This window comes from Sulfurimonas sp., from assembly GCF_041563035.1.
Taxonomy (GTDB): domain Bacteria; phylum Campylobacterota; class Campylobacteria; order Campylobacterales; family Sulfurimonadaceae; genus Sulfurimonas.
This window is the reverse complement of record NZ_JBFFNS010000007.1, coordinates 90,859-114,724: the sequence shown is the minus strand read 5'-3', so window position 1 is coordinate 114,724 and position 23,866 is coordinate 90,859. Positions and strand designations below refer to the sequence as shown.

The 23,866-nt window shown below is 34.8% G+C and carries 22 protein-coding genes; 15 read left to right on the top strand and 7 right to left on the bottom strand.

Translation table 11 applies throughout. From position 1 onward, the window contains the following. Window positions 1-12 precede the first annotated feature (12 nt). The 14 genes from ABZC13_RS06995 to ABZC13_RS06930 all read left to right on the top strand — a co-directional run bounded on the left by ABZC13_RS06995 (window position 13) and on the right by ABZC13_RS06930 (window position 17,265). Window positions 13-141 (top strand): thiosulfate oxidation carrier complex protein SoxZ, encoded by a 129-nt coding sequence (locus tag ABZC13_RS06995; RefSeq protein ID WP_373001740.1) that lies wholly within the window; start codon window positions 13-15, stop codon window positions 139-141. 8 nt (window positions 142-149) lie between these two features. After that, window positions 150-1,259 (top strand): MBL fold metallo-hydrolase, encoded by a 1,110-nt coding sequence (locus ABZC13_RS06990; protein ID WP_373001736.1) that lies wholly within the window; start codon window positions 150-152, stop codon window positions 1,257-1,259. A gap of 242 nt (window positions 1,260-1,501) precedes the next feature. Continuing rightward, window positions 1,502-1,939 (top strand): MOSC domain-containing protein, encoded by a 438-nt coding sequence (locus ABZC13_RS06985; RefSeq protein WP_373001734.1) that lies wholly within the window; start codon window positions 1,502-1,504, stop codon window positions 1,937-1,939. A 35-nt stretch (window positions 1,940-1,974) separates the two neighbouring features. After that, window positions 1,975-2,913 (top strand): DUF302 domain-containing protein, encoded by a 939-nt coding sequence (locus ABZC13_RS06980; RefSeq protein ID WP_373001732.1) that lies wholly within the window; start codon window positions 1,975-1,977, stop codon window positions 2,911-2,913. 30 nt (window positions 2,914-2,943) lie between these two features. Continuing rightward, window positions 2,944-4,287 (top strand): FAD-dependent oxidoreductase, encoded by a 1,344-nt coding sequence (locus ABZC13_RS06975; protein ID WP_373001730.1) that lies wholly within the window; start codon window positions 2,944-2,946, stop codon window positions 4,285-4,287. Between the two features lie 323 nt (window positions 4,288-4,610). Further along, window positions 4,611-5,201, top strand: coding sequence for a DUF302 domain-containing protein (locus tag ABZC13_RS06970; RefSeq protein ID WP_373001728.1), 591 nt, complete (start codon window positions 4,611-4,613; stop codon window positions 5,199-5,201). A 541-nt stretch (window positions 5,202-5,742) separates the two neighbouring features. After that, window positions 5,743-6,885: a sulfurtransferase gene (locus ABZC13_RS06965; RefSeq protein WP_373001726.1), complete on the top strand. Its 1,143-nt coding sequence runs from the start codon at window positions 5,743-5,745 to the stop codon at window positions 6,883-6,885. A gap of 15 nt (window positions 6,886-6,900) precedes the next feature. Beyond that, window positions 6,901-9,801, top strand: a complete 2,901-nt coding sequence (locus ABZC13_RS06960) for a molybdopterin-dependent oxidoreductase (RefSeq protein ID WP_373001724.1) — start codon at window positions 6,901-6,903, stop codon at window positions 9,799-9,801. 1 nt (window position 9,802) lies between these two features. Beyond that, window positions 9,803-10,930 (top strand): 4Fe-4S dicluster domain-containing protein, encoded by a 1,128-nt coding sequence (locus ABZC13_RS06955; RefSeq protein ID WP_373001722.1) that lies wholly within the window; start codon window positions 9,803-9,805, stop codon window positions 10,928-10,930. Further along, on the top strand, window positions 10,930-12,132 hold the full coding sequence (locus ABZC13_RS06950) for an ethylbenzene dehydrogenase-related protein (RefSeq protein ID WP_373001720.1): 1,203 nt from the start codon (window positions 10,930-10,932) through the stop codon (window positions 12,130-12,132). Before ABZC13_RS06955 ends, ABZC13_RS06950 begins: the two co-directional genes overlap by 1 nt. Continuing rightward, window positions 12,132-12,626 (top strand): hypothetical protein, encoded by a 495-nt coding sequence (locus ABZC13_RS06945; RefSeq protein WP_373001718.1) that lies wholly within the window; start codon window positions 12,132-12,134, stop codon window positions 12,624-12,626. The genes ABZC13_RS06950 and ABZC13_RS06945 overlap by 1 nt, the downstream gene beginning before the upstream one ends. Before the next feature lie 108 nt (window positions 12,627-12,734). Then, window positions 12,735-13,310 carry a molecular chaperone gene (locus tag ABZC13_RS06940; RefSeq protein WP_373001716.1) on the top strand — a complete coding sequence of 192 codons (576 nt, stop codon included), beginning with the start codon at window positions 12,735-12,737 and terminating at the stop codon, window positions 13,308-13,310. Then, window positions 13,303-14,397 (top strand): 4Fe-4S binding protein, encoded by a 1,095-nt coding sequence (locus ABZC13_RS06935; RefSeq protein WP_373001714.1) that lies wholly within the window; start codon window positions 13,303-13,305, stop codon window positions 14,395-14,397. The genes ABZC13_RS06940 and ABZC13_RS06935 overlap by 8 nt, the downstream gene beginning before the upstream one ends. 81 nt (window positions 14,398-14,478) lie before the next feature. Next, window positions 14,479-17,265: an EAL domain-containing protein gene (locus ABZC13_RS06930; protein ID WP_373001712.1), complete on the top strand. Its 2,787-nt coding sequence runs from the start codon at window positions 14,479-14,481 to the stop codon at window positions 17,263-17,265. Window positions 17,266-17,272: 7 nt separating this feature from the next. Here ABZC13_RS06930 and ABZC13_RS06925 read toward each other — a convergent pair whose 3' ends face one another. From ABZC13_RS06925 to ABZC13_RS06895, 7 genes are all read right to left on the bottom strand, one after another. Then, on the bottom strand, window positions 17,273-18,331 hold the full coding sequence (locus ABZC13_RS06925) for a DUF6781 family protein (protein WP_373001710.1): 1,059 nt from the start codon (window positions 18,329-18,331) through the stop codon (window positions 17,273-17,275). A 157-nt stretch (window positions 18,332-18,488) separates the two neighbouring features. Continuing rightward, window positions 18,489-18,758 carry a YbeD family protein gene (locus ABZC13_RS06920; RefSeq protein ID WP_373001708.1) on the bottom strand — a complete coding sequence of 90 codons (270 nt, stop codon included), beginning with the start codon at window positions 18,756-18,758 and terminating at the stop codon, window positions 18,489-18,491. Then, a complete protein-coding gene (gene moaC / locus ABZC13_RS06915) occupies window positions 18,739-19,209 on the bottom strand; it encodes a cyclic pyranopterin monophosphate synthase MoaC (RefSeq protein ID WP_373001706.1) in 471 nt (156 codons plus the stop codon). The genes ABZC13_RS06920 and moaC overlap by 20 nt, the downstream gene beginning before the upstream one ends. 53 nt (window positions 19,210-19,262) lie before the next feature. Next, window positions 19,263-19,691: a hypothetical protein gene (locus tag ABZC13_RS06910; protein WP_373001704.1), complete on the bottom strand. Its 429-nt coding sequence runs from the start codon at window positions 19,689-19,691 to the stop codon at window positions 19,263-19,265. Window positions 19,692-19,749: 58 nt separating this feature from the next. Then, a complete protein-coding gene (mobA, locus tag ABZC13_RS06905; RefSeq protein WP_373001702.1) occupies window positions 19,750-20,322 on the bottom strand; it encodes a molybdenum cofactor guanylyltransferase MobA in 573 nt (190 codons plus the stop codon). After that, window positions 20,323-21,546 carry an OmpA family protein gene (locus ABZC13_RS06900; RefSeq protein WP_373001700.1) on the bottom strand — a complete coding sequence of 408 codons (1,224 nt, stop codon included), beginning with the start codon at window positions 21,544-21,546 and terminating at the stop codon, window positions 20,323-20,325. 72 nt (window positions 21,547-21,618) lie between these two features. Continuing rightward, window positions 21,619-22,878: a 3-isopropylmalate dehydratase large subunit gene (locus tag ABZC13_RS06895; RefSeq protein ID WP_373001698.1), complete on the bottom strand. Its 1,260-nt coding sequence runs from the start codon at window positions 22,876-22,878 to the stop codon at window positions 21,619-21,621. Window positions 22,879-23,028: 150 nt separating this feature from the next. On the opposite strand from ABZC13_RS06895, the gene ABZC13_RS06890 reads away from it, so the two are divergent. Beyond that, on the top strand, window positions 23,029-23,862 hold the full coding sequence (locus ABZC13_RS06890) for a helix-turn-helix domain-containing protein (protein WP_373001696.1): 834 nt from the start codon (window positions 23,029-23,031) through the stop codon (window positions 23,860-23,862). Window positions 23,863-23,866 lie beyond the last annotated feature (4 nt).

Below are 23,866 nucleotides of genomic sequence, written 5' to 3'. Positions count from 1 at the left end.
TATGAAGTAAGTATGAGTGGTTTTATGTCTGAGAATCCACTTGTTAAGTTCAAGTTTAAAGGTAAAAAAGGTGACAAAATTACTTTTACTACAATAGATAACGAAGAAAAAACGGAAACGGGTACTCAAAAAATTAAATAAGGATACTTATGAAAATTAAAATAATTATTTTATTATCGATAGTGCTATTTGTTGTATCTATGCCATTTATCTTTAATAAAAGCGTTACAATCACAGATCCGCATAAGCTTGATGCAGATGATAACTTTATCCTTTATGAGTGGGTTGAACCACGTACAGGTACAAATAAAGAGTGGGATTATAACTTAAAGCCAGTACAAGTTAGTGACAGAGTATGGTGTTTTTTCGGTGCGATGGAAATGCCAACTAAAGAAAATGCAGGTGATATGTCTAATAGTTGTTACATTAAAGGTAATGATAGTTGGATAGCATGGGACAGTGGACCATCTTATATATTTGCTAAACAAGCTCATGCAGCTATGAAGAAAATTGCTGATTTGCCTGTTAAAACAGTTATTGTAAGTCATGAACATGATGATCACTGGTTAGGTAACAACTACTATAAAGAGACTCAAGGTGCTGTTGTGTATGGTCCAAAGTCTGTTAATGTAAATTACCTTGGTTATGATGAGCATACTGGAAAGCCAAATGAAAATACTAGAGAGATTCCACCTCAAACTAGAATGATTAGAGCTCTTTACCAAAATGCTATTAGAGGAACTAAACTAGCATCAGTTGATGAATCTTTTGAAGAAACAACAGAACTTACACTTCATGGTATTAAAATGGAGTATGTAAAAGTTGGTTATGCACACTCTGAAGAGGACTGGTTCTTATATCTTCCAGAGGATAAAGTTGTTCTTGTTGCAGATGTTGTAATGAACGGTAGGGTGACTTCAAATCGTGATGGTATTGTTGTTGGCCAGTTAAAGGCACTTAAAGCTATTAAATCTAGAGATTGGAACCACTTAGTTCCGGGTCATGGTTTTATAACTGACAAAACAGCAGCTGATGAGGCTGTTCAATACTTTGCTCTTTTAAAAGATAGAGTTCTTGAAGGTATTGAAGAAGAGATACATCCGGATTTTATTACTAAACATGTAACTCTTGAAGAATTTAGAAATAAAGAGTTATATTATCTTCTAAGCCCAGGTAATGTTTTTAGATCTTACGAAGAGCTAGAAATGTATGAAGGCGATGATGATGAAGAGGAAGAAGAGGAAAAAGAAGAAGAATAATCTATATATCAGATTAGAATTCTTTTTTAGTCCTCTCTATCCTAAGCATTAGTAGTGCTTCATGTCAATCTAGATACAAGCTTAAAAATGCAGAGAAATCACATAAAGATATGTTGATTTTTCTGCATATAACATGCTGTACATACCGTGAAAGTATGATTGAATTTACGCTACTTTATGAAAAAATCAAAAAAACTTTGTTTTTGTTAACGATAGATTTTAATATAAGAGAGTAGTACTATATGTCATTAGTTCAAGCCGGAAAAATTTTAGAACTATTTTATTCTACAAACAACGGTAGAGTAAATACAACTGAGTTGGCTCTTGATGACAAGGGTGTTATAGAAGATAAATATTACAACAAAGACATACAAAGATCGGTTTTAATAACTTCATATGAGAGTTATAAACTAGCTGCTAGTCACGGTATAGATGCACCATATAGTGCATTAGGGGAAAACATACTCATAGATTATAATCCTTACCATTTAAGACCAGGAGCTAGACTGACAATCGGTGATCTAGAGCTGGAAATCAGTCAAAATTGTACACTTTGTAAAAGTTTAGCAAAAGTAGATGCAAGACTACCAAAATTACTTAAAAATGATAGAGGTGTTTTTGCAAAAGTTATTAGTAGTGGAACTATCCGCAAGGGTGATAATATTTATCTTCTAAAATAGATAGTTTAAACTCACAACATTAAAAAAGGGAAAAAATGAAATCAATGATCAAAAGTTTAGTTGCAGCATTTATGCTAGTGACTGGAGTTGCGGCTAATGCTGCACAAGATATTCAGATATATACAGCAGATAACTCAAAAGGTAAAATTACAGGAGCTTCTATAGAGAAAGCTTTCGCAGATGCAGGATTTTCAATCTCTGGAAACAATGACATGAATGTTGCATTTAAATCAAAGTTTCAAAAAACAAATCATAAGATGTATCATCTTTTTACTCTTTATAAAAAAGATTTAGTTTTAGAGCTTGTAAAAGTGTCTCCTAAAGCTGCACTATTTGCACCTCTTAGTATGTCAATATATATGAATAAAGGCTCAAATGATATCTCTATTTCATCTCTGGCAATTGACGGTATGTCAAAGGTTACTGGTATTCCTGTTTCTAACAAACATATGATAGAGTACAGTAAACTAGTTCGTGATACTCTAGCTAAAGCATTACCGAATGGTCATTTTGAAAAAACATCATATAAAATAGCAACACCTAAGGGTGAATTAATCACTTCGTTTACTGGTGAGATGGAAGCTCAAGGTGATGATGTTGAAGATGAGTTAGAAGGTTTTCAGACTGAGCTTGAAGGTTCACTTGAAACTGCTGGATTTGTAATTGCAGGTTACAATAAACTAGGTGATGAATTTAGTGCTGCTGGTTATGATAAATATGACTTTTTTGATGCTTATTCTATCTGTAAATTACCAGTTATATTTGAAGTAGCAAAAACTCATCCAGAAGCTGGTGCATTTGCTCCTTGTACATTATATATGTATAAAGAAAAAGGTTCTACGGTAGTAGAAATGGCATATCCATCAGTGTATAACTGGATAAGTTCTTTAGATATTGAAGACAAACCATCAATAAAAGTATTAGAAGATGCTCAAAAACGCATGGTAAAAGTAATTAACGAAGTAACAGAGTAGCAAAACATAATTTAAAGAGAGGGTGTCCAAATGGCTATATCAAGAAGAAAAGCTTTACAATTTTCAGGCGTTATTGCAGCAACGGCTGCAATAAGTGGATGTAGCAAAGCGGAGAACCTAAAACCAGAACAAATAATTAAGCCTAAAACTACTTTTAAAGCACCTATAGCTGATGCAAAAGGTCCTAGGGTAGTTGTAGTTGGTGGTGGGTGGTCTGGACTCTCTATTGCAAAATATACAAAAATTTTTGCTCCAAATGCAGATGTTGTATTAGTTGAGCAGAGACATGAGTTTGTTTCGTGTCCCCTTAGTAATCTATGGCTGGTAGATAAGATAGAGTTAGAGTTTTTAACTCATGATTATCTTCAAGCTGCAAGAGAAAATAACTATACATACTTTCATGCAACTGCAATTGGTCTAGACAGAGAAAATCGCATTTTAGAGACCAGTGATGGTGATCTTGCTTTTGACTATTTAGTTTTTGCACCAGGTATTGATTATGATTATTCTAGATGGACAAATGATATAGCATTTGAGACAAGACTTAGACAAGAGTATCCGGCAGGTTTTATACCTGGGTCTGAACACATTACTCTACGAAATAAAGTTCTTAATTTCAAAGGTGGAAATTTTATTCTAACAGTTCCAAGTGGAAACTATAGATGTCTTCCTGGACCTTATGAGAGAGCATGTGTTATCGCAGATTATTTTAAACAGAAGAAGCTAAAAGCTAAGGTTGTAATACTAGATGAAAACAATGCTATAACTATCAAAAAAGACGGCTTTCAATCTGCTTTTGAAAAACTTTATAGTGATTATATTGAATATATACCTAACTCAGTTATCAAAAAAATTGATCTAGACAATAAAATAGTCGAGACAGAATTTGATGAAATCAGTTTTGAAGAAGCTGCATTCTATCCGCACGTTAGAGGTGCTAAGATTTTAGAGAGAGTGGGTATAGCAAAAGATGCTAAAAATATGCTAGAAGGTGATATCAACACTCTTACATATGAAGTTAATGGCGAAAAAGATATATTTATTACAGGTGACTCCAGACCAATGGGCTTTTCTAAATCAGGAAATACTTCTAATTCAGAAGGACACCATGTAGCTAGATTAATAGCTCAAAAGATAAATAAAACAAAAATATTAAAGTGGGAGTCTCCAACTACTACTTGTTTCTCTGCTGTTTCTATAGCACCCGAGAGAGCAATATATATATACACACAATATGCTTACAACAAGACGGACTCAACATTTAATTTTGCTTCAACAAGCAGTAGTGAAGACTGGTTAAAAGATGGAGAGGTTAATGCAAACTCTATCTATGATTGGGTAACTGCTCTATATGCAGATATGTTTAAGAAATAAAGCAACTCTTTTTTTTGTGATAACTTAGTTACATTTTTACACAAAGTCATAAAGAATGTGATAAAGAGTGTTATTTTTAAAATATTACTTTTTTTATATCACATTATATAGTGAAGTTATAATACTACTATAATCACAAACAATAATACTCTTTGTTTATATTATTTATATTAATAGATTATTATTGTTTGATTTACTACCAATTTTTGCAATTATTCATTTCCTGTTCCCTTTTACTTTAAAACTCAGATAAAGCCTACTTCTCTATAATGAGAATATAAAGCAGTTTATCTGTTTTTATGATAATTAAGTTAAGGAAAAAAATGAATATTATAAAAAATATTTTAAGCATTATTGGTGCTGTTATAATTATAGGTATGCTTGTTGCATTTGTTAAGTTTGATTTAGGTGACAAAATAAGTAAAGCCTCAAAACTAGATCCTAAAGCTATGGGTGCGTATATGACAATGTTTGATGCTGTACTTACTACTGGTAAATCTGCAGATGCAATGGTAAGACGTGTTAAAATAAATCCGGATGTTAGTACTGAGGACGTTATTGAATCTATGAAAAGTATAGCCGGTGATGCAAATATGCTTCAAGTTGGTGATTCAAGAATGGCTGATGAGTATGACCACGCAGGTAAAAGACAAAGGTACATCAGAATACTTCACTATTGTGCTCCAAATATTGCTAAAACATTTATTGACTACTCAGTAGCATATGGCGCATTTATGCCTTGTAGAATCCTCATAGTTGAAGATGATAAAGGTGATAGATGGCTTGTAACTATGGCAATGGAGTTAATGCTTTTTGGTGGGCATACACTACCTCCTGAAATGATGAAAAAAGCTGAGCATGTAAGAGATACAATGTATAAGATGATGGATTTGGCTGCTAAGGGAGACTTTTAGCGATATAAATTCACTATATTGAGTAAAAGCTGAAAATTTGTTGTGACGAAATGTAACAGCGACAAATTGGATACAAACTCTGGATAAACTGTAAAACTTCTGTTTTTATAAAAAAATAAATATCAGAAGTTTTAGGTATATTAAAATAATATTACTCATGTCAAACTTCTTAAAGAATCAGCATCTCTTACAAAATCTATAAATACTAAAATACTCCCTAAATAGCAAACTTATATAACTATTGAAACCAATAAGATAACATATTTTTTTCTAAAATACGTACAGCCACTTAAATAAATAAATAGTTGATATTATTTAAGCTAAAAAGAGCGCTTTTCATAATATAGGCTTATTTGACAAATAACAATGTTTGCTTTATTGTGCCTTTTGCAAAAAGTGACAATTTTGTGCCTTAATTGGGAAATAAGATATCAAAGCATATAATTTCCATGTAATTCCATAAAATATATCACATTTTTGTAAATTTTTATCACAATTATGAGAGTTATTCACGGTATAAAACAAAAATTAAGGAGCACGTATGAGAAAAATGCTAAAAATATTAGCTTTAACGGCAACATTGACTTTCACACCTTTAATGGTTGCTGATGAGTATGTTGACAAAAACATTCTTATAGATGCTGAAGATGCAATAAAGTTAATTGGCAAAGAAAATGTAATGTTTGTTTCAGGAGATAATGCTGATGTATATAAATTAGGACATATAAAAGGTTCTGTTGAAATGTATGCACATCATTTACATCACTCTGACATTACAGGAGAAATGCATTGTGCACCACTTTATCGTTGTTTAGACGATGCAGAGGCTTATATAGGTTCTAAAGGTATTTCCAATGATACTATGATAATCGCTTATGATGATTTTAAAGGGCCAAATGCAACCGGTGTATATTCATTCTTTCAGAGTTATGGACATAAAAATCTGAAAGTTTTAAATGGTGGTAGAGCTGCCATCATGAAAATTGATCCTGAACAGATAATATATGATGAAATTAAAGAAAAAGCAAAAGCTGACAAAAAAGCTGCTAAGCCGGCTGCTAAGAAGTTAAAAGAAGCAAAAAAAGGTAAGATAAAACTTACTGAAGCACAAGTTGCTGAGTTAACAGCAATTGTAAAGAAGAGTAAAGCTAAACAAAAAGAGTACAAAGCTCAAATGAAAGCTCAAGAGAAAAATCTTCTTGTAATCAAGGGTGATGAACATGTTGAAGCTAAGACTTATAAAATTAATAAAGATAACCTTGATTTTACGCACATAGCAGCTAAAGATGAAGTTAAGCATGCAATGGAAGATATACTTAAAAATGGTAAAGATTCTAAGTATGTAATTATTGATTCTCGTTCAATGATTGAAATCATAGGTGAGAGAAAAATGGATAATGTAGCTCGTGGAGGACATATTCCAGGTTCTACTTTTATGGAGTGGAGTAAAATTTCAGATATGAAAAATAAGAAATCTTTCAAATCGGCAAAAGATTTAAAAGATGCTTATGCAAAATATGGAATTTCAAAAGATAAAACTATCTACGCTTACTGTATGGTTGGTGCGGGTCGTGGTTCAGAGCATATTACTGCTCTAAAACTTCTAGGTTACAAAAATATTAAAGTGTTTACCGGTAGCTGGGATGTTTGGGGTAATGATATGAATTTACCACTAAAAAGATAAGGGAGAGGTTTAAATATGACAAAAACTATGAATAATAAGCGTAGAAATTTCCTGAAAGTTTCAGGAATGACTGCCGCACTAGTTGCTTCTCAAGGCAGCCTTTTCGCTAAAACTGAAGCAATGTCAGTTGAAAATGGAAAAAGTAATTATCCAAACACAAACTATACAGAAGAGATGTATAGAAATGAGTTCTCTTTTACTTATGGTAAAAAAGAAGAGCACGGTTTTGCATACCACTGTGTAAACTGTCAAGGTAACTGTGCTTGGGAAGTCTGGTCACACAATGGTGTTATCACTCGTGAAAACCAATCTGCAAGATACCCAGTTATCAATGCTAAAATACCTGACTTTAACCCTCGTGGTTGTAACAAAGGTGTTCAACACTCACAAGTAATGTATCAAAAAGATAGAATCCTTTATCCTATGATCCGCACAGGTGAGCGTGGTGAAGGTAAATGGAAACGTGCATCTTGGGATGAAGCTGCTGAGAAAATCTGTCAAAATATTTTCGATACTCTGACTGATCCCGAGCGTGGTCCAGATAAGTTGATGGTACATGCCGGTACTGGTCTTCTTACTGAAGGTCGTCGTGGTTCAGTTTTACGTTTCTCAACTCAGTTAGGTGCTAACCGTATCTATCCATCATCTTACCTGGGAGATATGTTCTCCGGTGCTGCTATCGCTTACGGTGAGGGTAACCTTGGTTGTACTTGGGACTTTATGTATACTGTAGATACTGCAGTTATGTGGGGTGGAAATCCATCAGTTTCTCGTATACCAGATGCTCACTTCGTATGGGAAGGTAAATATAATGGCGCTAAAGTTGTTGTAATTACTCCTGAGTTCAATGCGACTGCTAAATCAGCTGACCTTTGGATTCCTATCAAAGCAGGTTCTGATAATATCTTGGCTATGAGCGTTATCAATGTAATCCTTGATCAGAAGATGTATAAGCCGGAATTTGCTAAACTCTATACTGACCTTTCATTCTTAGTTGACACAAAAACTAAAAAAATGATTCGTCGCAATGATTTAGAGCATACTGAAAATAAAGAAGACCATCATGCATGGGATGAGCAATTCTACTGTATGAACGAAACTTCCAAACAGCCTTTCTTAATGCCTGGAACAGAGGGTCATAAAGAGCGTACTCTTCGTTTGCCTGCTGATGTTAAACCTGCTTTAGAGGGTACATTTACTATAAAAGATGTTCATGGTCATGAGCGTGAAGTAACTACAGTATTTGAGATGCTAAAAGCTTCAGCTGCTAAGTTCTCTCCAGAAGCGACTAAAGAGATTACCGGTGTTCACCCTGATACTGTTGTTCAACTAGCTAAAGATATTGCTTTACCAAAAGTTGTAGAGATCACTACCGGTTTCTCATTGAACAAATACTTCAATGGTATGATGACTATTTGGAATGTTGCTTCAATCTGTGGTCTTACAGGTAGAATGGGACCATACGGTGGCCTAAATACTGAGAATGAGTTCCAACTTTCAGGTCTTGGCGCATTATCAGGATTCTCTGGTAAATATGCTCCTCGTTTTGGTTCTGGTTTTGTTGGTGAGTTCATGAACGGAAACGGAATGAAAACATTCGATGAGTATTTTGAAGATGAAGATGTTAAACGCGCACAAAACGGTATGAGTAAGAAAGAGTACATGACTGTACTTAGTGAGATGCTAGAAGCCGGTAAACATGGTAAAGCTAATGCAGAAAGTAAGCATGGTAATGTTGCCAAACCTTGGTGGTTACCGACTACTGCTCTAATCGTTGCAGATTCTACTTTTAGACGCAACAAAGGTAATGAGTACCGTAAAGCATGGTTAGGAAGAATGGATTTCTTTGCATATGTTGATTATAGAATGAGTGAAGCTGCTCAGTATGCAGATGTATTGCTTCCGGCGAAATCTCACTATGAGGTATATGATCTACGTACATCACCGGGTTATCACCGTTTTACTAACTTAGCTCAGCCTGTTGCTAATATCAAAAATGTTGGTGAAGCTATGGATGAGTGGAGTATGTTTACTTTACTGGCTAAGAAATTAGAAGAGATAGCAAATCGTCCCCAAAACATTGCTAAAGCAAAAGTTAAAGATGATGTTCGTTATGCTAAGCCAGGTTTTCATGATTTAACTATCTTCCATAAAGAGTATACAAATACTGATGAAGAGTCAGAGGGTGAGGGTGAAGTATACCTTGGTACAGATAAAATGGCTGTTGAAGCTGCTTTAGAAAAATGTGACCAGTATCAGCCTTGGACTATAGAGAAGATGTACAAAATGGGTGGTTTCTTATTGATAAATGAGAAAGCTGCACAGACGTCTCCACTATATTCAGATAAGCCATATAACTCTAATGAAGATCACTTATATAAGCATAAGCCACTTCACACAATGTCTGGTCGTCAAACGTTCTATGTTGACCATGAAATGTACATTAAAATGGGTGCCATGACAAATACTGGTATGGAAGGAATCCGTCCACAGCGTAAAGAGTACCCATATGTACTTATGACTCCTCATGCCAGATGGTCAATCCACTCTAACTATAAAACTTCTCGTACGCTTCTACGTTTACAACGTGGTGTACCAGCTATACAGCTTAATCGTGCTGTAGCTGCCGCTAAAGATATTAAAGATGGAGATACTATTCGTGTATTTAATAATCTTGGAGAGTTCTTTGCAATGGCAAAACTAAGTTCTTCTGCACCGGCTGATGGTCTTGTAATGGAACATGGATGGGAACCATACATGTATAAGTTTAACAAAGGGCACAATGAAGTTGTACCTACATCTCTTAACTTACTAGAGATGGCAGATGGCTGGGGTCACCTAAAATTTGGTGGTCTATGGGATGGTAATCAGTATGCATATGATGGTGCAGTAAACTATGAGAAGGCGAGGGTATAACATGTCAAAAAGACAATTAGCAATGGTTATGGACCTGAACAAATGTATCGGGTGCCAAACGTGTACAGTAGCATGTAAAACTCAATGGACTAACCGTAATGGTCGTGAGTATATGTACTGGAACAATGTTGAAACGTATCCGGGTACCGGTTACCCTAAAAACTGGATGGAATTAGGCGGTGGTTTTGACTCTGCCGGTGATTTACAACCAGGTATTATTCCTAATCTTGAAGCAGACTACGGTGTGCCTTGGGATTACAACTATGATGCATTACAAGGTGGGGCATCGTTTGAGCCAAATGTAGAACCTACATGGGGACCAAACTGGGATGAAGATGAGGGGGCTGGTGTTTTTCCACAAGATAACTACTTCTTTTACTTACCTCGTATTTGTAATCACTGTACAAACCCAGGCTGTCTAAGTGCATGTCCTCGTGATGCAATATTTAAACGTGAGCAAGATGGTGTTGTTTTAGTTGATTTAGATCGTTGTCAAGGTTACCGTTACTGTATTGCGGGATGTCCTTACAAAAAAATCTATTTTAACCCAAAAATCTCAAAAAGTGAGAAATGTATTTTATGTTTCCCAAGAATCGAACAAGGTCTTCCACCAGCATGTGCACAACAGTGTGTTGGTCGTATCCGTTTCGTTGGTTTCTTAGATGATGAAGAGGGTCAAGTACACAAACTTGTAAACAAGTATAAAGTAGCTATCGGTCTTAGAACTGACTATGGTACTCAACCAAATGTTTACTATGTACCGCCAACTGAATCACCAGTTAAGTTTGATGCTCAAGGTAAGATTATTGAGGGTTCTGGAAGACTTCCAATCGAAGAGTTAGAAAAACTGTTTGGTCCAGAAGTTCATGGAGCTATTAAAACTTTAAAAGCTGAAATGAAAAAACGTAAAGAGACAGGAGAGAGTGAGTTAATGGATATCTTAATTGCATATCAACACTCAGATATGTTTCGTCTTGATAATAACTACTACAGCCAAGTTGCAAAAGATAAGGGTCAACATCCTTTAGCACCTGTGGATAATCGTTATGTGGCTGGTAAATATACTAAATCTGGTCATGAAATGAATTTCTTTCATGGTGGTAATGCACCTGTAGGAGGACATCACTAATGAAAAAGTTAGCTAAAATATTATTAGCAACAGCTGTTACTGTTTCTGCAGTAGCGGCTAGTTCTGCTGTAACTGCGGTTAAAGTTGATGCAAACTTAGATAAAATTACTCATAAATCTTCTGTTTGGAGTAAGGCTAAATTTAGTACTGTAACTCTATATCCACAGACAACTATCAAGTTTAACGACAAAAAAGCTAATGAGCTAAATGCAAATAATAAAGCTGTAAATGCTAGAGTTGGTGCAGTATATAACGGTTCTAAAATAGCATTTATTATTGGTTGGCCGGATGGCACTTTGAATATCCAAAAAGGATACAAGACTGACTCATTTGCAGATGGTTTTGCAGTTCAATTTGCTGAAAAATTTTCTAATCCTGCTGAGCTTCCATACATAGGTATGGGTTCTGATGGACGTCCTGTTGTAATCCACTTACAAAAAGGTGTTAAGGATCTTTATGAACCAAACGGAGATGGTATCGTAGGTTATCAAGTTAATCCTAATCAAACTGACCTTTTCAATAAAGATCTTGAAAAATTTAACGCAAGAGTTAAACGTTTAGGTAATAGTGATTATGAGCGTAACTTTGTAAGTGAAGGTTTCCGTTCAATGACCGAGATCAAAGACGGTAGTGCTAAATCTTACGCTCGTTTAGGTTACGAAGGTACAGGTTGGATGGGTACGCTTTCTCGTCCTATGAAAGATGAATATGTAAATCTTGATGCTGCTGCTATTCCTGTAGCATTTGCTGTTTGGGATGGAGAGAAAATGGGCCGTAATGGGCTTAAGTTCCTTTCATCTTGGACTGCAGTGAAACTGGAAGGTAAAAAGGGAGGAGATGCATTGGTATCTGCTCTGCATGGTGAAGTTATTGGAGATGCTGTTAAGGGTAAAGAAGTTGTTACGAACAATGGTTGTGCTGGTTGTCATCAACTTGAAGCGACAGATGCTCCAAACTTAATGGGACCATCTTTAACTAACATAGGTGGTTATGCAACTACCGATTATTTAAGAGAGTCTCTTGTTAATCCTTCGGCTGTAGTTGTTCCTGGTTATAATAGAAACGCTCACTCTAACTTCATGTGGTACGTGGAAGAAAATGGTAAGAGAACATCTACTATGACTGACTTCAGTTGGTTAGAAAAAGCTGATCTTGATAATATGATTGCTTACCTGAAAACTTTAAAAGCGGAGGCTGAATAATGAAAAATTTTACTTTAATCTCTTTAATTTTAACTGCTATGCTTGCGTTTACTGCATGTAGTTCAAAGGAAGCAGCTCCACAGAAGAAAGCTGAGGCAGCAGTTGCTGCTCCAGTAGCAAAAGAAGCTCCAGTTGCATCTATAACTTTAGTAGATATTGAAAAAGAAGGTTTCTTGAGTACTGATAAATGTGTAGAAGCCGGTGCATTTCAAGACTGTTATTTACAAAACTACATTTGTGGCAGTGATGACTGCTATAAAAAGAATGCTCCGGGTGTATTTGGAGATGTTCAGATCGTCTTATATAATCACAAAGACGGTATAACTTACAAGATTGATATTTCTAAATTAAATATAGCTGATTTAGATGGCGGTATAAATCGTAATAATGTAACAATCATAGGTAAATACGATGAGAGTACACAAACAATACACGCTACAGAGTTCAAAGCTCCCCCACCACCTAAGAAGTCTTTCTTCAAGGGATGTTTATAATCTTAAAGCCTTTTGGCTTTAAGAGGTTTTTACAATAACTTCTTTTCCAACTCTTTAAATAAGCGAAATTATGATAAAAATCTATTATAAAAATAACTAGGAACAATTATGGATAAAGAGTACAGACTCTACATTTATGCATTTCTATCAAGAACTATGGCTGATACAGCTGATAAAAGATATATAAGCGACTTAAGACAAAACAGAGATCTTCTAGAGCTTTTTGGAGAAGATACAGTTAAGTTCTTTGATAAAAATAGTGATGAAGAGATTCTGGATGCACTAAATGAAGACTTCTCTTCCATGTTTGTTATAAATACTCAGGCTGTTGAATCATTTGTACTAGATGCAAAAAATGAGACACTTGTAGGACTTCAAAATCCTGTTATGAATTTTTACTACAAACACGGTTTTGAGCTGAACATGAATCAAACAGAATTGATGGCACCCGATCACCTGTCTATAGAACTTGCTTTTATGCAAACACTTATATTTAGAGATGAAAAGGCTCCACAATTTGAATTTTTAAAAGAACATCTTTTTCTCTGGGCTGTTCCATATATGATAGGTATGAAGAGTATGGCTATAACACCGTTTTACAGAGATATATGTGACTTTATGGCTGAGTTTATTGTAGCAGATTATGAGTACTGTAGTTCATTCATGGAGCCTGTAGATGGGTAGTATGACATTTGTACAAAACTCAGAGCTGTTCTCATACAGTGGCACAAACTGTGTTAGAAATGACTACTATCATAACGAGTGTCAGTTGTGTGTTGATATTTGCCCTGAGAGAGCCTTTCATATAGTTAGAAGTAAGTTAACACTCTTCTCAAGCGAGTGTATAGAGTGTGCTGCGTGTATTGGGTCTTGTCCGACTGAAGCACTTTCTATTAAGAGTTTTGATCCAAATGCATACACAACTAGTTTCAAAGAGGAAGATGACAAACTTCTCTCATGTAAAAAAACTACAAGTTGTCTAGGCTCATTTGATTCCCATCACTATATAACAATGGCTCTAACAAGCAATGAAAGTCCCATCTGCGACATGGCTCACTGCAAGGAGTGTTCTTTAAATACAAATGGTAAAATAGAATCATTTATTAGAGAAGAGATTAAAAAAACTATGGATTTTTTAACTGCTTGTGATTCAGAGTACAGCATAAGCATCCAAGAAGAAAAGCCAGAAGATGAAAATGCTAAGCGTGCACTCTTTAAAGCTGCTTTTACAAAAGTAAAAGAAGCAGTGCAGGAAGAAGATGAACAAGAAAGTATAGGTATTACATTAGAGTATCAAAAAGCTTCAGGTTTCACTGGACTTCCTTTGAAGTTCTTAAATCTTAAAAAAGCTATTAGAGATAACATTTCCAAGTTGCCTAAAACAACTCACGATACTAATTTTGGCATCTTCGCAAATAAAGAGATCAGTTTCAAAGATTGTACAAATTGTGGAGATTGTGTTAACTTTTGTCCTACAGAAGCATTATTGAAAACAACAGATAAGCAGGGAATCAACTTTAATGTAGGTAACTGTATCTCTTGCGGCATCTGTAATCATATTTGTAAAACAGATGCTATTAAAACCACCGGTGGTATAGACTTGGTAAATTTTGCTTATGATAGAGGAACTGAGTTGGTTCACTATGAGATGGTAATGTGTCATGAGTGTCGCTGTCCATATCCATACCGTGGTGGAGACCCAATCTGTGATAGATGTGCTGATTTCAGAGTCGACTTTAGTCATGTTTTTACATTAGCTAAAGATATGTAGTTCCAATATTTTGTCATAATTTGTCATAATATGAATCTTATACTATAATGAGGTCTATATTTTGATATTTTTGGTGGTTAGATGAAATTAGTAAATTATAATTATGAAGATATAATAGATTTAGAAGCTTTCATAGATGCTAATATACTAAAAGATTCAAACTTACTGATACAACTTCTAAGTGGTGAAATAGACACTACAAAACTTCAACCTATTTTAGATTTACTAATAGATAAACTTCCACATGCTAAGATAATCGGTGCTTCTACTGCAGGCGAGATTGTCAATGGGAAGATTCAAAGAAGCACTATACAAATATCATTCTCAATTTTTGAAAACACTATTATAAATACATATTATTATGAAGAATCAAATTTTGATACAGGTGTAAAAGCTGCTCAAGAATGTATAAAAAGTGATACAAAAGCTGTTATAGCATTTAGTGAAGCTTTAAAAAGTGACTCCGAGTCTTTTTTAAATGGTTTTACATCCGTTAATAGTAAAGTGACTCTGGCAGGTGGCAATGCAGGTGATAACTTTGAGTTTAGAACAACATTTATAATAAAAGATAAAAAAATATACTTTGATGGAGTAGTGCTGGCAACACTCAATAGTGATGATCTATATGTCTCCAGTCAGTACTCTCTTGAATGGACGCCAATCGGTAGAGAGATGCTGATTACTAAATCAGATAAAAATACTATATATGAGATAGATAACATACCTATAAAAGATATTTTTTCTCATTACCTTGGTGAAGAGGTTATTTCAAATCTACCGGCCAGTGCAATAGAATTCCCTTTAGTTCGAGTTGAAAATGATGTAATGATAGCAAGATCAATGGTAGCTGTAACACCAGATAATGGCTTTGTATTTGCAGGTCATTTTAATGACGGTGATATAGTAAGGTTTGCTATTGGAAATATAGAAGAGATACTGAATAATGCTTCTAAAATCCAAAGAAAGATAGCACAAAAACCGGTAGAGGCTACTTACATTTATTCATGTTCCGTTAGAGACCTATTTTTAAAAGAACAACTAAATCATGAATTTGGTCTTATAGAAGATGTCGCTCCAACAGTTGGAATGTTTACGTATGGGGAATTTTTTCACTCACAAGAAGATAATAAACTTTTAAATATAACAACGACTACGCTGTCTCTCTCTGAGACAAACAATATATCTGAGCATGAAGATATAGCTAACCATGAACACAAACAGACAATGCTTAAATCTTTGACGCATCTAGTAAACATATCTCAAGATGAGCTTGATGATAATATAAGCATACTTAACCAATATAAGACTATACTTGATGAGAGTTCCATTGTCTCAAAAACAGATACTAAGGGCGTTATTACATATGTAAATGATGCTTTTTGTACTATCTCCGGTTATACCAGAGCAGAGTTGATTGGTCAGAGACATAATGTTGTAAAGCATGATGAGAACGATCTGAATATATTTAAAGATATGTGGGAGACAATTAGAAATAAGCAGATATGGCGAGGTACAATCAAAAATATCTCTAAAGAGGGTTATATCTACTATGTTAAGTCAGTAATCATGCCTATCTTAGATGATGATGGCGAGATTGTTGAGTATATCGCAGCTAGAACAGATGTTACGGAGCTAATAGAAAAAGATAAAATCATCAAAAAACAATTTACAGATGAATTGACAGGGTTACAAAATAGGGGGGCTCTACTTAGAGAGTTGGCACTAACTAGTGAAAAAAGCACACTAGCTCTTATTAATATAGACAGATTCTCAGATATCAATGATTATTTCGGTTATGAGATTGGAGATAAAGTTCTTCAAGAAATAGCTGAAATCATTAAAAATATTATAACTAAAGATGCAAAAGCGTATAGGTTGAGTAGTGATGAGTTTGCAGTATTATATTCAAATAGCGAACTTTCTGGTGATATTAAAGTTGATATAGAAGGGTTGATAGACCGCATAGAAAATACTAATCTGGAAATAGACGGATATAATATTGCACCAATCATATCTTGTGGTATATCATCCGGAAAAAAACAAGATGCATATAAACTCTCTCATATTGCTATTAAAGAGAGTAAGCAAAGTCATAAGAAAATAGTAATTTACGATGAAAGTGAATATTTACAGACGCAAACAAAAAATAATATTGAAGTTATAGATACTATTAAACTAGGAATTAAAGAGGACAGATTTTTACCGTTTTATCAAGGTATAGTAGATAATAAAACTAAGAAAATCGTAAAATATGAAGCACTTATCAGACTAAAGCAGAGGGATGATTCTATTATATCCCCATATTTCTTTTTAGAACATGCGAAAAAAGCTAAACTCTATGACAGGTTAACTATTCTTATGATTGAGAAAACATTTAAGAAATTCTCAAAACTTGAGTATGATTTTTCGATTAACCTCTGTCTTCAAGATATACTCTCCGCTGAGATAATAAAGATACTTGTAGATAATCTTAAAACGTATAAGTGTGGCAATAGAGTTGTATTAGAGATTGTTGAGTCAGAAGGTATAGAAAACTTTAATGAGCTAGACCTTTTTATCAAAGAAGTTAAAAAATATGGTTGTAAAATAGCAATCGATGATTTTGGTACAGGTTACTCTAACTTCAGTTATTTGGCTAAGCTAAATATTGACTATATAAAAATAGATGGTTCTTTAGTAGATAATATTGATAAAGATATAACTCAAAGAATTACAGTTGAGAGTATTTTGCTCTTTGCAAAAAATATGAATATTAAAACAATTGCTGAGTTTGTAGAGACGGAGAATGTTTATAATCTACTAGTAGAGTTAGGTGTAGATTTTTCACAAGGTTATCTTTTCTCGAAACCTTGTGAAGAGATAGAATAAAGAGACTTTACTTCTCTTTATTGTCTATTGCTCCCTTAGCAGTTTTAATAGCACTTCCCAGAGCTGTTTTAGCTACTCCCCAAGCTTGTTTACCCATTCGCTTAGCTTCTTGTGCCGCTTCAGATTTTAGAGCCGTATCGGCTTTCTTAACAGCTGTTTTTGCGAATGAAGAGAATCTTTCTCTCATAACATCAGCAGTCTCTTTAGAGATATGAACTAACTCTTCTAAATCGTAGTGCATATTTTTGTTTATATCCAGAAGCAGCTTTCTTATCTCTTGTGTATTCTCACTAGCCTGAGTCTGAACAACTTGAGAGAAAAGAGTATCAGTCTGATTCAAGTCTTCCATAATGGTGTCATAATCTTCTATAAGAATATGCTTTGCTTCAACAGGCATATAAGCTAAACGTTTTTTAAATCTGTCTATAGAGCGTATAAGACCGCTTCTCATCCCGTGAAGAGTTGCATTTAAAATATCATCAGCTTTTGTAGGAGTAGCTTCTGCAATATCTACCGCTGAGTGTAAGATTGTAGATAGTATCTTTCTGATTCTGATAGTGTTTAGCGAACCCTCTTTTATAGCTTCAAAAGTAATGTCTTTTATAACCTCTTGGGTAGTCTCTCTTATATCACCGTCTTTGTCTTTTTCAAGAGCGGTAATAATAGCTGATTCTACTGTCTCACTTAAGAAATCATACAGATCTATAGACTGTAATTTAACCTGATGAAGTTTAGAGAGGGCATCTTGTTGATTCTCCAGCTTAGTCTCCATAGCATTAAACACACTATATTTGGATTCCTGAAGTTCTTCAGACTTCTTTTCTAAACTTCTCTCAATAAGTTCTTTTTGTGCCAAAAGAGATTCTACATCACTCTTGAGAGTTTGGGTTTCTATATCTAAAATAGTTGTTGCAATAGTTTTAATCTCATTTAGATTTAATTCATTTATTTGAATATTTAGCTCATCACTTAAATGATCCATAGCATGAGTTACTCTTTTATCAACACTTTTAAATCTACGGTTATACGAGTTATCTATGTCAATTTGTAGTTTTTCTAAATCCATCACTATTCCTTAATTTTATTTCATAAAATGAAGGGAACCTTCATTTAGTTAGTCCGATAAAGGAACAATGTCCCTTTATCTTCGCTTGCGCCGTCTAAAGAAACATTTTGCTTTGCAAAAGCGGTTCCTTTGTTTTGAGACGACTAAAGATAATTTCCTATAATACCATTTTGATGTTTTGATGAGCCTTTAGAGCTTCATATATAAAGTTTCTGTCATCTTCATTGTGAACAAGAAGATCTAAATTCATACTAACATACTTGCCACCCTTAGAGTTTTTAGAGTGAGTTAGTTTGTGCTCTCTCTCAACAATAACATCATGTATTGCTTTTTCTAAGGCTTCTTTTTCGCCTGCAATCAGCTTATAAGACCAAGAACATGGGTATGTAAGCTCTAGTTTATCAGTTCTATCGTTTAAAATCTCCACTCTTGCCTCCTGATTTTTCTTCTAGCTGTACGTTTCTGATAATCATGCCTTTGTCTATTGCTTTAACCATATCATAAATTGTTAAAAGACCTATGCTTGTTCCAGTTAAAGCTTCCATCTCAACACCAGTCTGTCCCGTAAGTTTTGCAGTAACAGTCAGTTTAAAACCTGGAAGCTCAGCTAACTCTTCAACGTCACAGTTGATTCCGCTGAGGTTTAGAGGATGACACATAGGGATAAGGTCACTTGTTTTTTTAACACCCATAATAGCTGCGATTACGGCAGTTTGTAAAACAGGGCCTTTTTTAGTCTTTTCACTTACTATTGCATCGTAAGCATCTTGGCTCATCTCTATGATTCCAGAAGCTACGGCAACTCTTGTTGTTTGATTTTTGTCAGACACATCGACCATTTTTGGTCTTTGATTTTCATCTAGGTGAGTTAAGTTCATTGCTATTCTTTAAATTGTATTTTTATTATTATAGCAGAAGTAAGTAAGCTCTTTTAATGATTGTCTTTTTGTTTTCTAAAGAGGTAGTATCTAGATTTTTTAAAAGCCTTTTTCATAAGTTCTTCCGGGCATTCATCTACATTTCTCCAGATACCAGAAGGACACTGTATCTCCAGTGTTCCTTTTTCTTTATATTTTAATATTTGTTTTTCTGAAGGAACTTTGTGAGGAGGTTGGATGTCAATATCACTTAAATCTATGTCTTGCAGGTAAAAAACAGTTTGACAGCCTCCGTCCAGATGAGTCCAATTAGGTACGCCATCTATAGTGTAGTGTACTTTTTGGTTATTGTTATATTCTACTGCAAACACGTAAAAACCGTCGAGTCTATGCTCTTTAGGTAGAGCAAAAACAACTCTTCCTTTTCCATAGATAAGACTAAAAACTTCTTGCTTGAGTTTTACTTTAGAAAAGTAGCGCATTGCACATCCTTTGTTTTTACATATTGTATTTAATTTATATTACGATAGGAATACATTGTTAGATTAGGCTTAGTGCTTCTTTATATTCATGAGGATGATTGAGGTTTAAAAATGGCTTCTCATCATCAAAGTCTACAAACCTAGTGTTAGAGTTTTTTAATAAAAATCCGAGTTTATGGGTGTCAGTTTGAAGCATCTGCTCAAACTTGTTTTGGAGAGAACGATGATAGATGCCACACATCGGTTGAATTCCGAACTCTGTTTTTGCTATAGTCGCATCTAAGTCTTTTGTATCTGCATCTATGATTTTTTTTATCTCATTTTCACCTACAAAAGGAGCATCTACGCTAAGAGCAAAAAATGAATCTTCTTCTAATTCTTTGTATATAGCGACAAATCCTGCAGTCGGAGCGAAAGTTTGTGTAGTCTTAATATCTTCAATAAAGTTTGCTTGAAAATTAAATTTGTTTTTTTCTTTACATGATATATATACTGTTTTGAAGATTTTATTTAAACGAGAGAGTTGAAATTCAGTGAGTGTGTCAAAGCCGGCAAATGGAAGAAGAGATTTATCCTCTCCCATTCTGCTACTTTTACCACCTGCGAAGATGACACATGGAATATCCAGCATTTAGTTTTTAGTTAACTCAGCTTCGATACGTCTGTTTTGTGCACGACCTTCTTTTGTTGCGTTGTCTGCAACAGGGTTGCTTTCACCCATACCAACAGAAGATAGTCTCTCAGCAGGTACACCTTTTTTAAGTAGCATACTTTTAATTGCATTAGCTCTTTTTTCAGATAGCTTTTGATTGTAGTCTGTACTTCCTCTGCTATCTGTATAACCAATGATTTTAGCGCTATACGAGCTATAGTTATTTAAAAAATCTGCATATTTTCCAATAATATCATATGACTCTTGGTTTACAACATCAGAGTTGTTTTCAAACTTAACATGAAGAGTTACTTTAGCAGGACAACCATCACTGTTTACCGCATCACCTAGCGGAGTGTTAGGACAGATGTCTTTAGAATTTAAAACACCGTCTTTGTCATCATCAGTATCAACTTTACATCCAGAAGCATCAACTTTCTCACCAGGAGCAGAGGCTAAACAAGAATCTGAAGCGTTTAAGACACCGTCGTTGTCATCATCACCATCTAAAAAACATCCCTTAACATCAACTCTCGAACCAGCAGGAGTAGTTGGACACTTGTCTGCAGAGTTTAATACACCATCTTTGTCATCGTCGCCATCCACTACGACTGCTGCAGCAACAACTACAGGCTCTTCTTTAACCGGTGCAGCTTTTTGAGCTTTCTCACCAAATGCGATGTTGAGACCAGCTAGAACAGCTAAGTTGTTGTCATATCTGTTGTCATTGTACTTCAGCATATAAACAGCTTCAAGTTTTAGAGCTATCATGTCGTTAAAAGGAATTTTAGCACCTATACCAGCATCTATAAATGCGCTATCTGCATTCCCTGTGTTAGATGTGTAACTACCGTCATTCATACTCTCGTAACCAAGACCGGCTTTAGCAAGAGGGATTACAGCTCCTACTTTGTCATACTCATAAACACCGTTTAATGCAAAACGCCATACTTCTGTATCAGTTCCGCTTGGTAGTTTATTAGTATTATAATCAGCTTTTGAGTAAAGAAGAGAAAGTTCAGGTTTGATTACAGAATCTAAACCATTATATTGAAACTCAGCACCAAAAGTCGTATAGTTGTCCAAGTCAGTATTACCCTCAGCTACATTGTAGCCGATAAGAGGAGTGATCTCATAGTTGTAACCTGTAGCCATTGCCACAGAACCTAGCAAAAGCGCCGGTATAAGAAGAAGTCTTTTCATCTGTTATCCTTTAAAATATATCTTACAAGTATACTACAAACTAGTGAGCAAATAGTGACTTTTTATTATTTTCTATCTTGGGTCTGTTATATAACCTGTAATAGCAGAGATCGCTGCAACAGCAGAATTTGCTAAATATACTTTCGAACTTCTTGAACCCATACGACCTACAAAGTTACGGTTAGTTGTAGAAACGGCAACTTCATTATCGCCTAAGATTCCCATATATCCGCCAAGACATGCTCCACAAGTAGGGTTTGAAACAACTCCACCGGCATCTATGATGATATCCATATAGCCAAGTCTGTAGGCTTCTTTTAGAATTTTTTGAGTTCCAGGTGTTACGATTAGACGAACATCCTCGTGAACTTTTTTACCTTTTAATATCTCAGCTGCAGTCTTAAGGTCACCTAAGCGACCATTTGTACAACTACCGATAAACGCTTGATCGATTTTGATCTTATCACTTACTGCTTGAGTGATTGAATGACCGTTTGACGGTAAGAAAGGGTAAGCAATTACCGGCTCAAGTTCAGCAACATTAATATCAAGAACCTGAACATAAGACGCATCTGCATCTGAGTAATGAATCCTAGGCTCACGAGCAAGATCTTTATCTGCTAAAAATTCTGCAGTAATCTCATCGTAAGCAACTATTCCACTCTTAGCTCCAGCTTCAATAGCCATGTTACACATGGAGAATCTGTCATCCATGTTTAAGTGCTCTATTGTGCTACCTGTAAACTCTAGAGTCTTATAAAGAGCACCATCAACACCGATCATACGAATGATTTCCAAGATGATATCTTTACCGGTTGTATATTTTCCAGGTTTTCCACTAAGGTTTACTTTGATTGACTCAGGGACTTTAAACCAGTTTCCACCACTGATCATTGCAAATGCCAAGTCAGTTGAGCCCATTCCAGTTGAGAATGCTCCAAGAGCACCATGTGTACAAGTGTGTGAATCCGCACCGATGATTACATCTCCAGGAACAACAAGACCTTTTTCCGGTAAAAGAGCGTGCTCGATTCCCATATCTTTTTCATCAAAAAAGTTTTTTAGTTTATGTTTTTTGGCAAAATCACGGCTGATTCTAGCCTGGTTTGCAGATGCTATATCTTTTGCAGGGATAAAGTGATCAAGAACGATAGAAAATCCATCTGGATTAGCAAGTTTCTCTGCACCGCTAAGATTAAAAGCGCTGATTGAAATAGGAGTAGTAATGTCATTTCCAATAACCATATCTATGTTTGAGCGGATGATTTCTCCAGCGAAAACTTCTCTTCCAACATGCTCTGAAAATATTTTCTCTGTTATAGTTTGAGCCATAATGAACCTTTATAATAAGTAATAATTTCGCGATTATACCATTTCTGATTTAAAATTGCAGTGAAACTAAGTTTATTGACGATTTAACACAACTTAAAACTATAATAATTGAGTACAATGTACCAAATACAAATTAACGGTTATAATTAAATGATTTATGATATTTTTCCTCCATCACAAGAGCTAGAAAGTATAGTTAGACAGTATGTTGTTATAAATTCACTTGAAGGAGTAGAGAGCTTGCTCTTTCTTCCAAACGGGTGCAACTTTATAGTTTTTAACAGGGGAATAGAGGGATACACGAAGATATATACTGAAGATGATAAATTTTCAATCCCAAAAAATTACTCAGTAAGCGTTAAAACAAATAAGGTAGAAAAGTTTATATTTAGTAATGAAAATATCTCTGAAGATATCACATTTCCAGTTATATTGGCAGAGCTGACACCTATTGGTTACTATAAGTTGTTCAATAAAGAAGCATCTGCTTTAAACAGTAGTTATGAAGAGCTTGAACCAGAAATAATTGAGGAGTACTTTAAAGATCTGTACACCCATGATAGTATAGATGCTGAGCTGAACTATTTAAACAGTTCATTAAAATCAATATATAGCGAACAAAATAGTCCGCATCTAACAGTATATGATGTTATAGATAAGATAGTAAATTCTTATCGTTTTGAAGTAACGGTTGAAAATCTTACTAAAGAGTTTGGATGTAGTAGAAGTACTATGGAGAGGCAGTTCAAAAAGGTTGTCGGTCTGACTCCAAAGAATTTTATATTTGTGTCTAAGTTTTGTAGAACAGCTCTTGCATATATTGAGGATGAGTGTACTTTTAAAGAGTTAGAATATCTCTATAGTGATAACTCCCATATGAATGCTGTATTTAAAAAGTTTTTAGGTGTAAGTCCAAGTGTTATACTTAATGAAGTAGCAAACAAAAAGATACAGATATATCAGATGCAAAAGATTAAAGACTAGGTAG

Excerpts from the sequence above, each read along its gene's own strand:
- ABZC13_RS06995 (WP_373001740.1), top strand. The coding sequence starts at position 13 with ATGAGTGGTTTTATGTCTGAGAATCCACTTGTTAAGTTCAAGTTTAAA.
- ABZC13_RS06990 (WP_373001736.1), top strand. The coding sequence starts at position 150 with ATGAAAATTAAAATAATTATTTTATTATCGATAGTGCTATTTGTTGTA.
- ABZC13_RS06985 (WP_373001734.1), top strand. The coding sequence starts at position 1,502 with ATGTCATTAGTTCAAGCCGGAAAAATTTTAGAACTATTTTATTCTACA.
- ABZC13_RS06980 (WP_373001732.1), top strand. The coding sequence starts at position 1,975 with ATGAAATCAATGATCAAAAGTTTAGTTGCAGCATTTATGCTAGTGACT.
- ABZC13_RS06975 (WP_373001730.1), top strand. The coding sequence starts at position 2,944 with ATGGCTATATCAAGAAGAAAAGCTTTACAATTTTCAGGCGTTATTGCA.
- ABZC13_RS06970 (WP_373001728.1), top strand. The coding sequence starts at position 4,611 with ATGAATATTATAAAAAATATTTTAAGCATTATTGGTGCTGTTATAATT.
- ABZC13_RS06965 (WP_373001726.1), top strand. The coding sequence starts at position 5,743 with ATGAGAAAAATGCTAAAAATATTAGCTTTAACGGCAACATTGACTTTC.
- ABZC13_RS06960 (WP_373001724.1), top strand. The coding sequence starts at position 6,901 with ATGACAAAAACTATGAATAATAAGCGTAGAAATTTCCTGAAAGTTTCA.
- ABZC13_RS06955 (WP_373001722.1), top strand. The coding sequence starts at position 9,803 with ATGTCAAAAAGACAATTAGCAATGGTTATGGACCTGAACAAATGTATC.
- ABZC13_RS06950 (WP_373001720.1), top strand. The coding sequence starts at position 10,930 with ATGAAAAAGTTAGCTAAAATATTATTAGCAACAGCTGTTACTGTTTCT.
- ABZC13_RS06945 (WP_373001718.1), top strand. The coding sequence starts at position 12,132 with ATGAAAAATTTTACTTTAATCTCTTTAATTTTAACTGCTATGCTTGCG.
- ABZC13_RS06940 (WP_373001716.1), top strand. The coding sequence starts at position 12,735 with ATGGATAAAGAGTACAGACTCTACATTTATGCATTTCTATCAAGAACT.
- ABZC13_RS06935 (WP_373001714.1), top strand. The coding sequence starts at position 13,303 with ATGGGTAGTATGACATTTGTACAAAACTCAGAGCTGTTCTCATACAGT.
- ABZC13_RS06930 (WP_373001712.1), top strand. The coding sequence starts at position 14,479 with ATGAAATTAGTAAATTATAATTATGAAGATATAATAGATTTAGAAGCT.
- ABZC13_RS06925 (WP_373001710.1), bottom strand. The coding sequence starts at position 18,331 with ATGGATTTAGAAAAACTACAAATTGACATAGATAACTCGTATAACCGT.
- moaC (WP_373001706.1), bottom strand. The coding sequence starts at position 19,209 with ATGAACTTAACTCACCTAGATGAAAATCAAAGACCAAAAATGGTCGAT.
- ABZC13_RS06910 (WP_373001704.1), bottom strand. The coding sequence starts at position 19,691 with ATGCGCTACTTTTCTAAAGTAAAACTCAAGCAAGAAGTTTTTAGTCTT.
- mobA (WP_373001702.1), bottom strand. The coding sequence starts at position 20,322 with ATGCTGGATATTCCATGTGTCATCTTCGCAGGTGGTAAAAGTAGCAGA.
- ABZC13_RS06900 (WP_373001700.1), bottom strand. The coding sequence starts at position 21,546 with ATGAAAAGACTTCTTCTTATACCGGCGCTTTTGCTAGGTTCTGTGGCA.
- ABZC13_RS06895 (WP_373001698.1), bottom strand. The coding sequence starts at position 22,878 with ATGGCTCAAACTATAACAGAGAAAATATTTTCAGAGCATGTTGGAAGA.
- ABZC13_RS06890 (WP_373001696.1), top strand. The coding sequence starts at position 23,029 with ATGATTTATGATATTTTTCCTCCATCACAAGAGCTAGAAAGTATAGTT.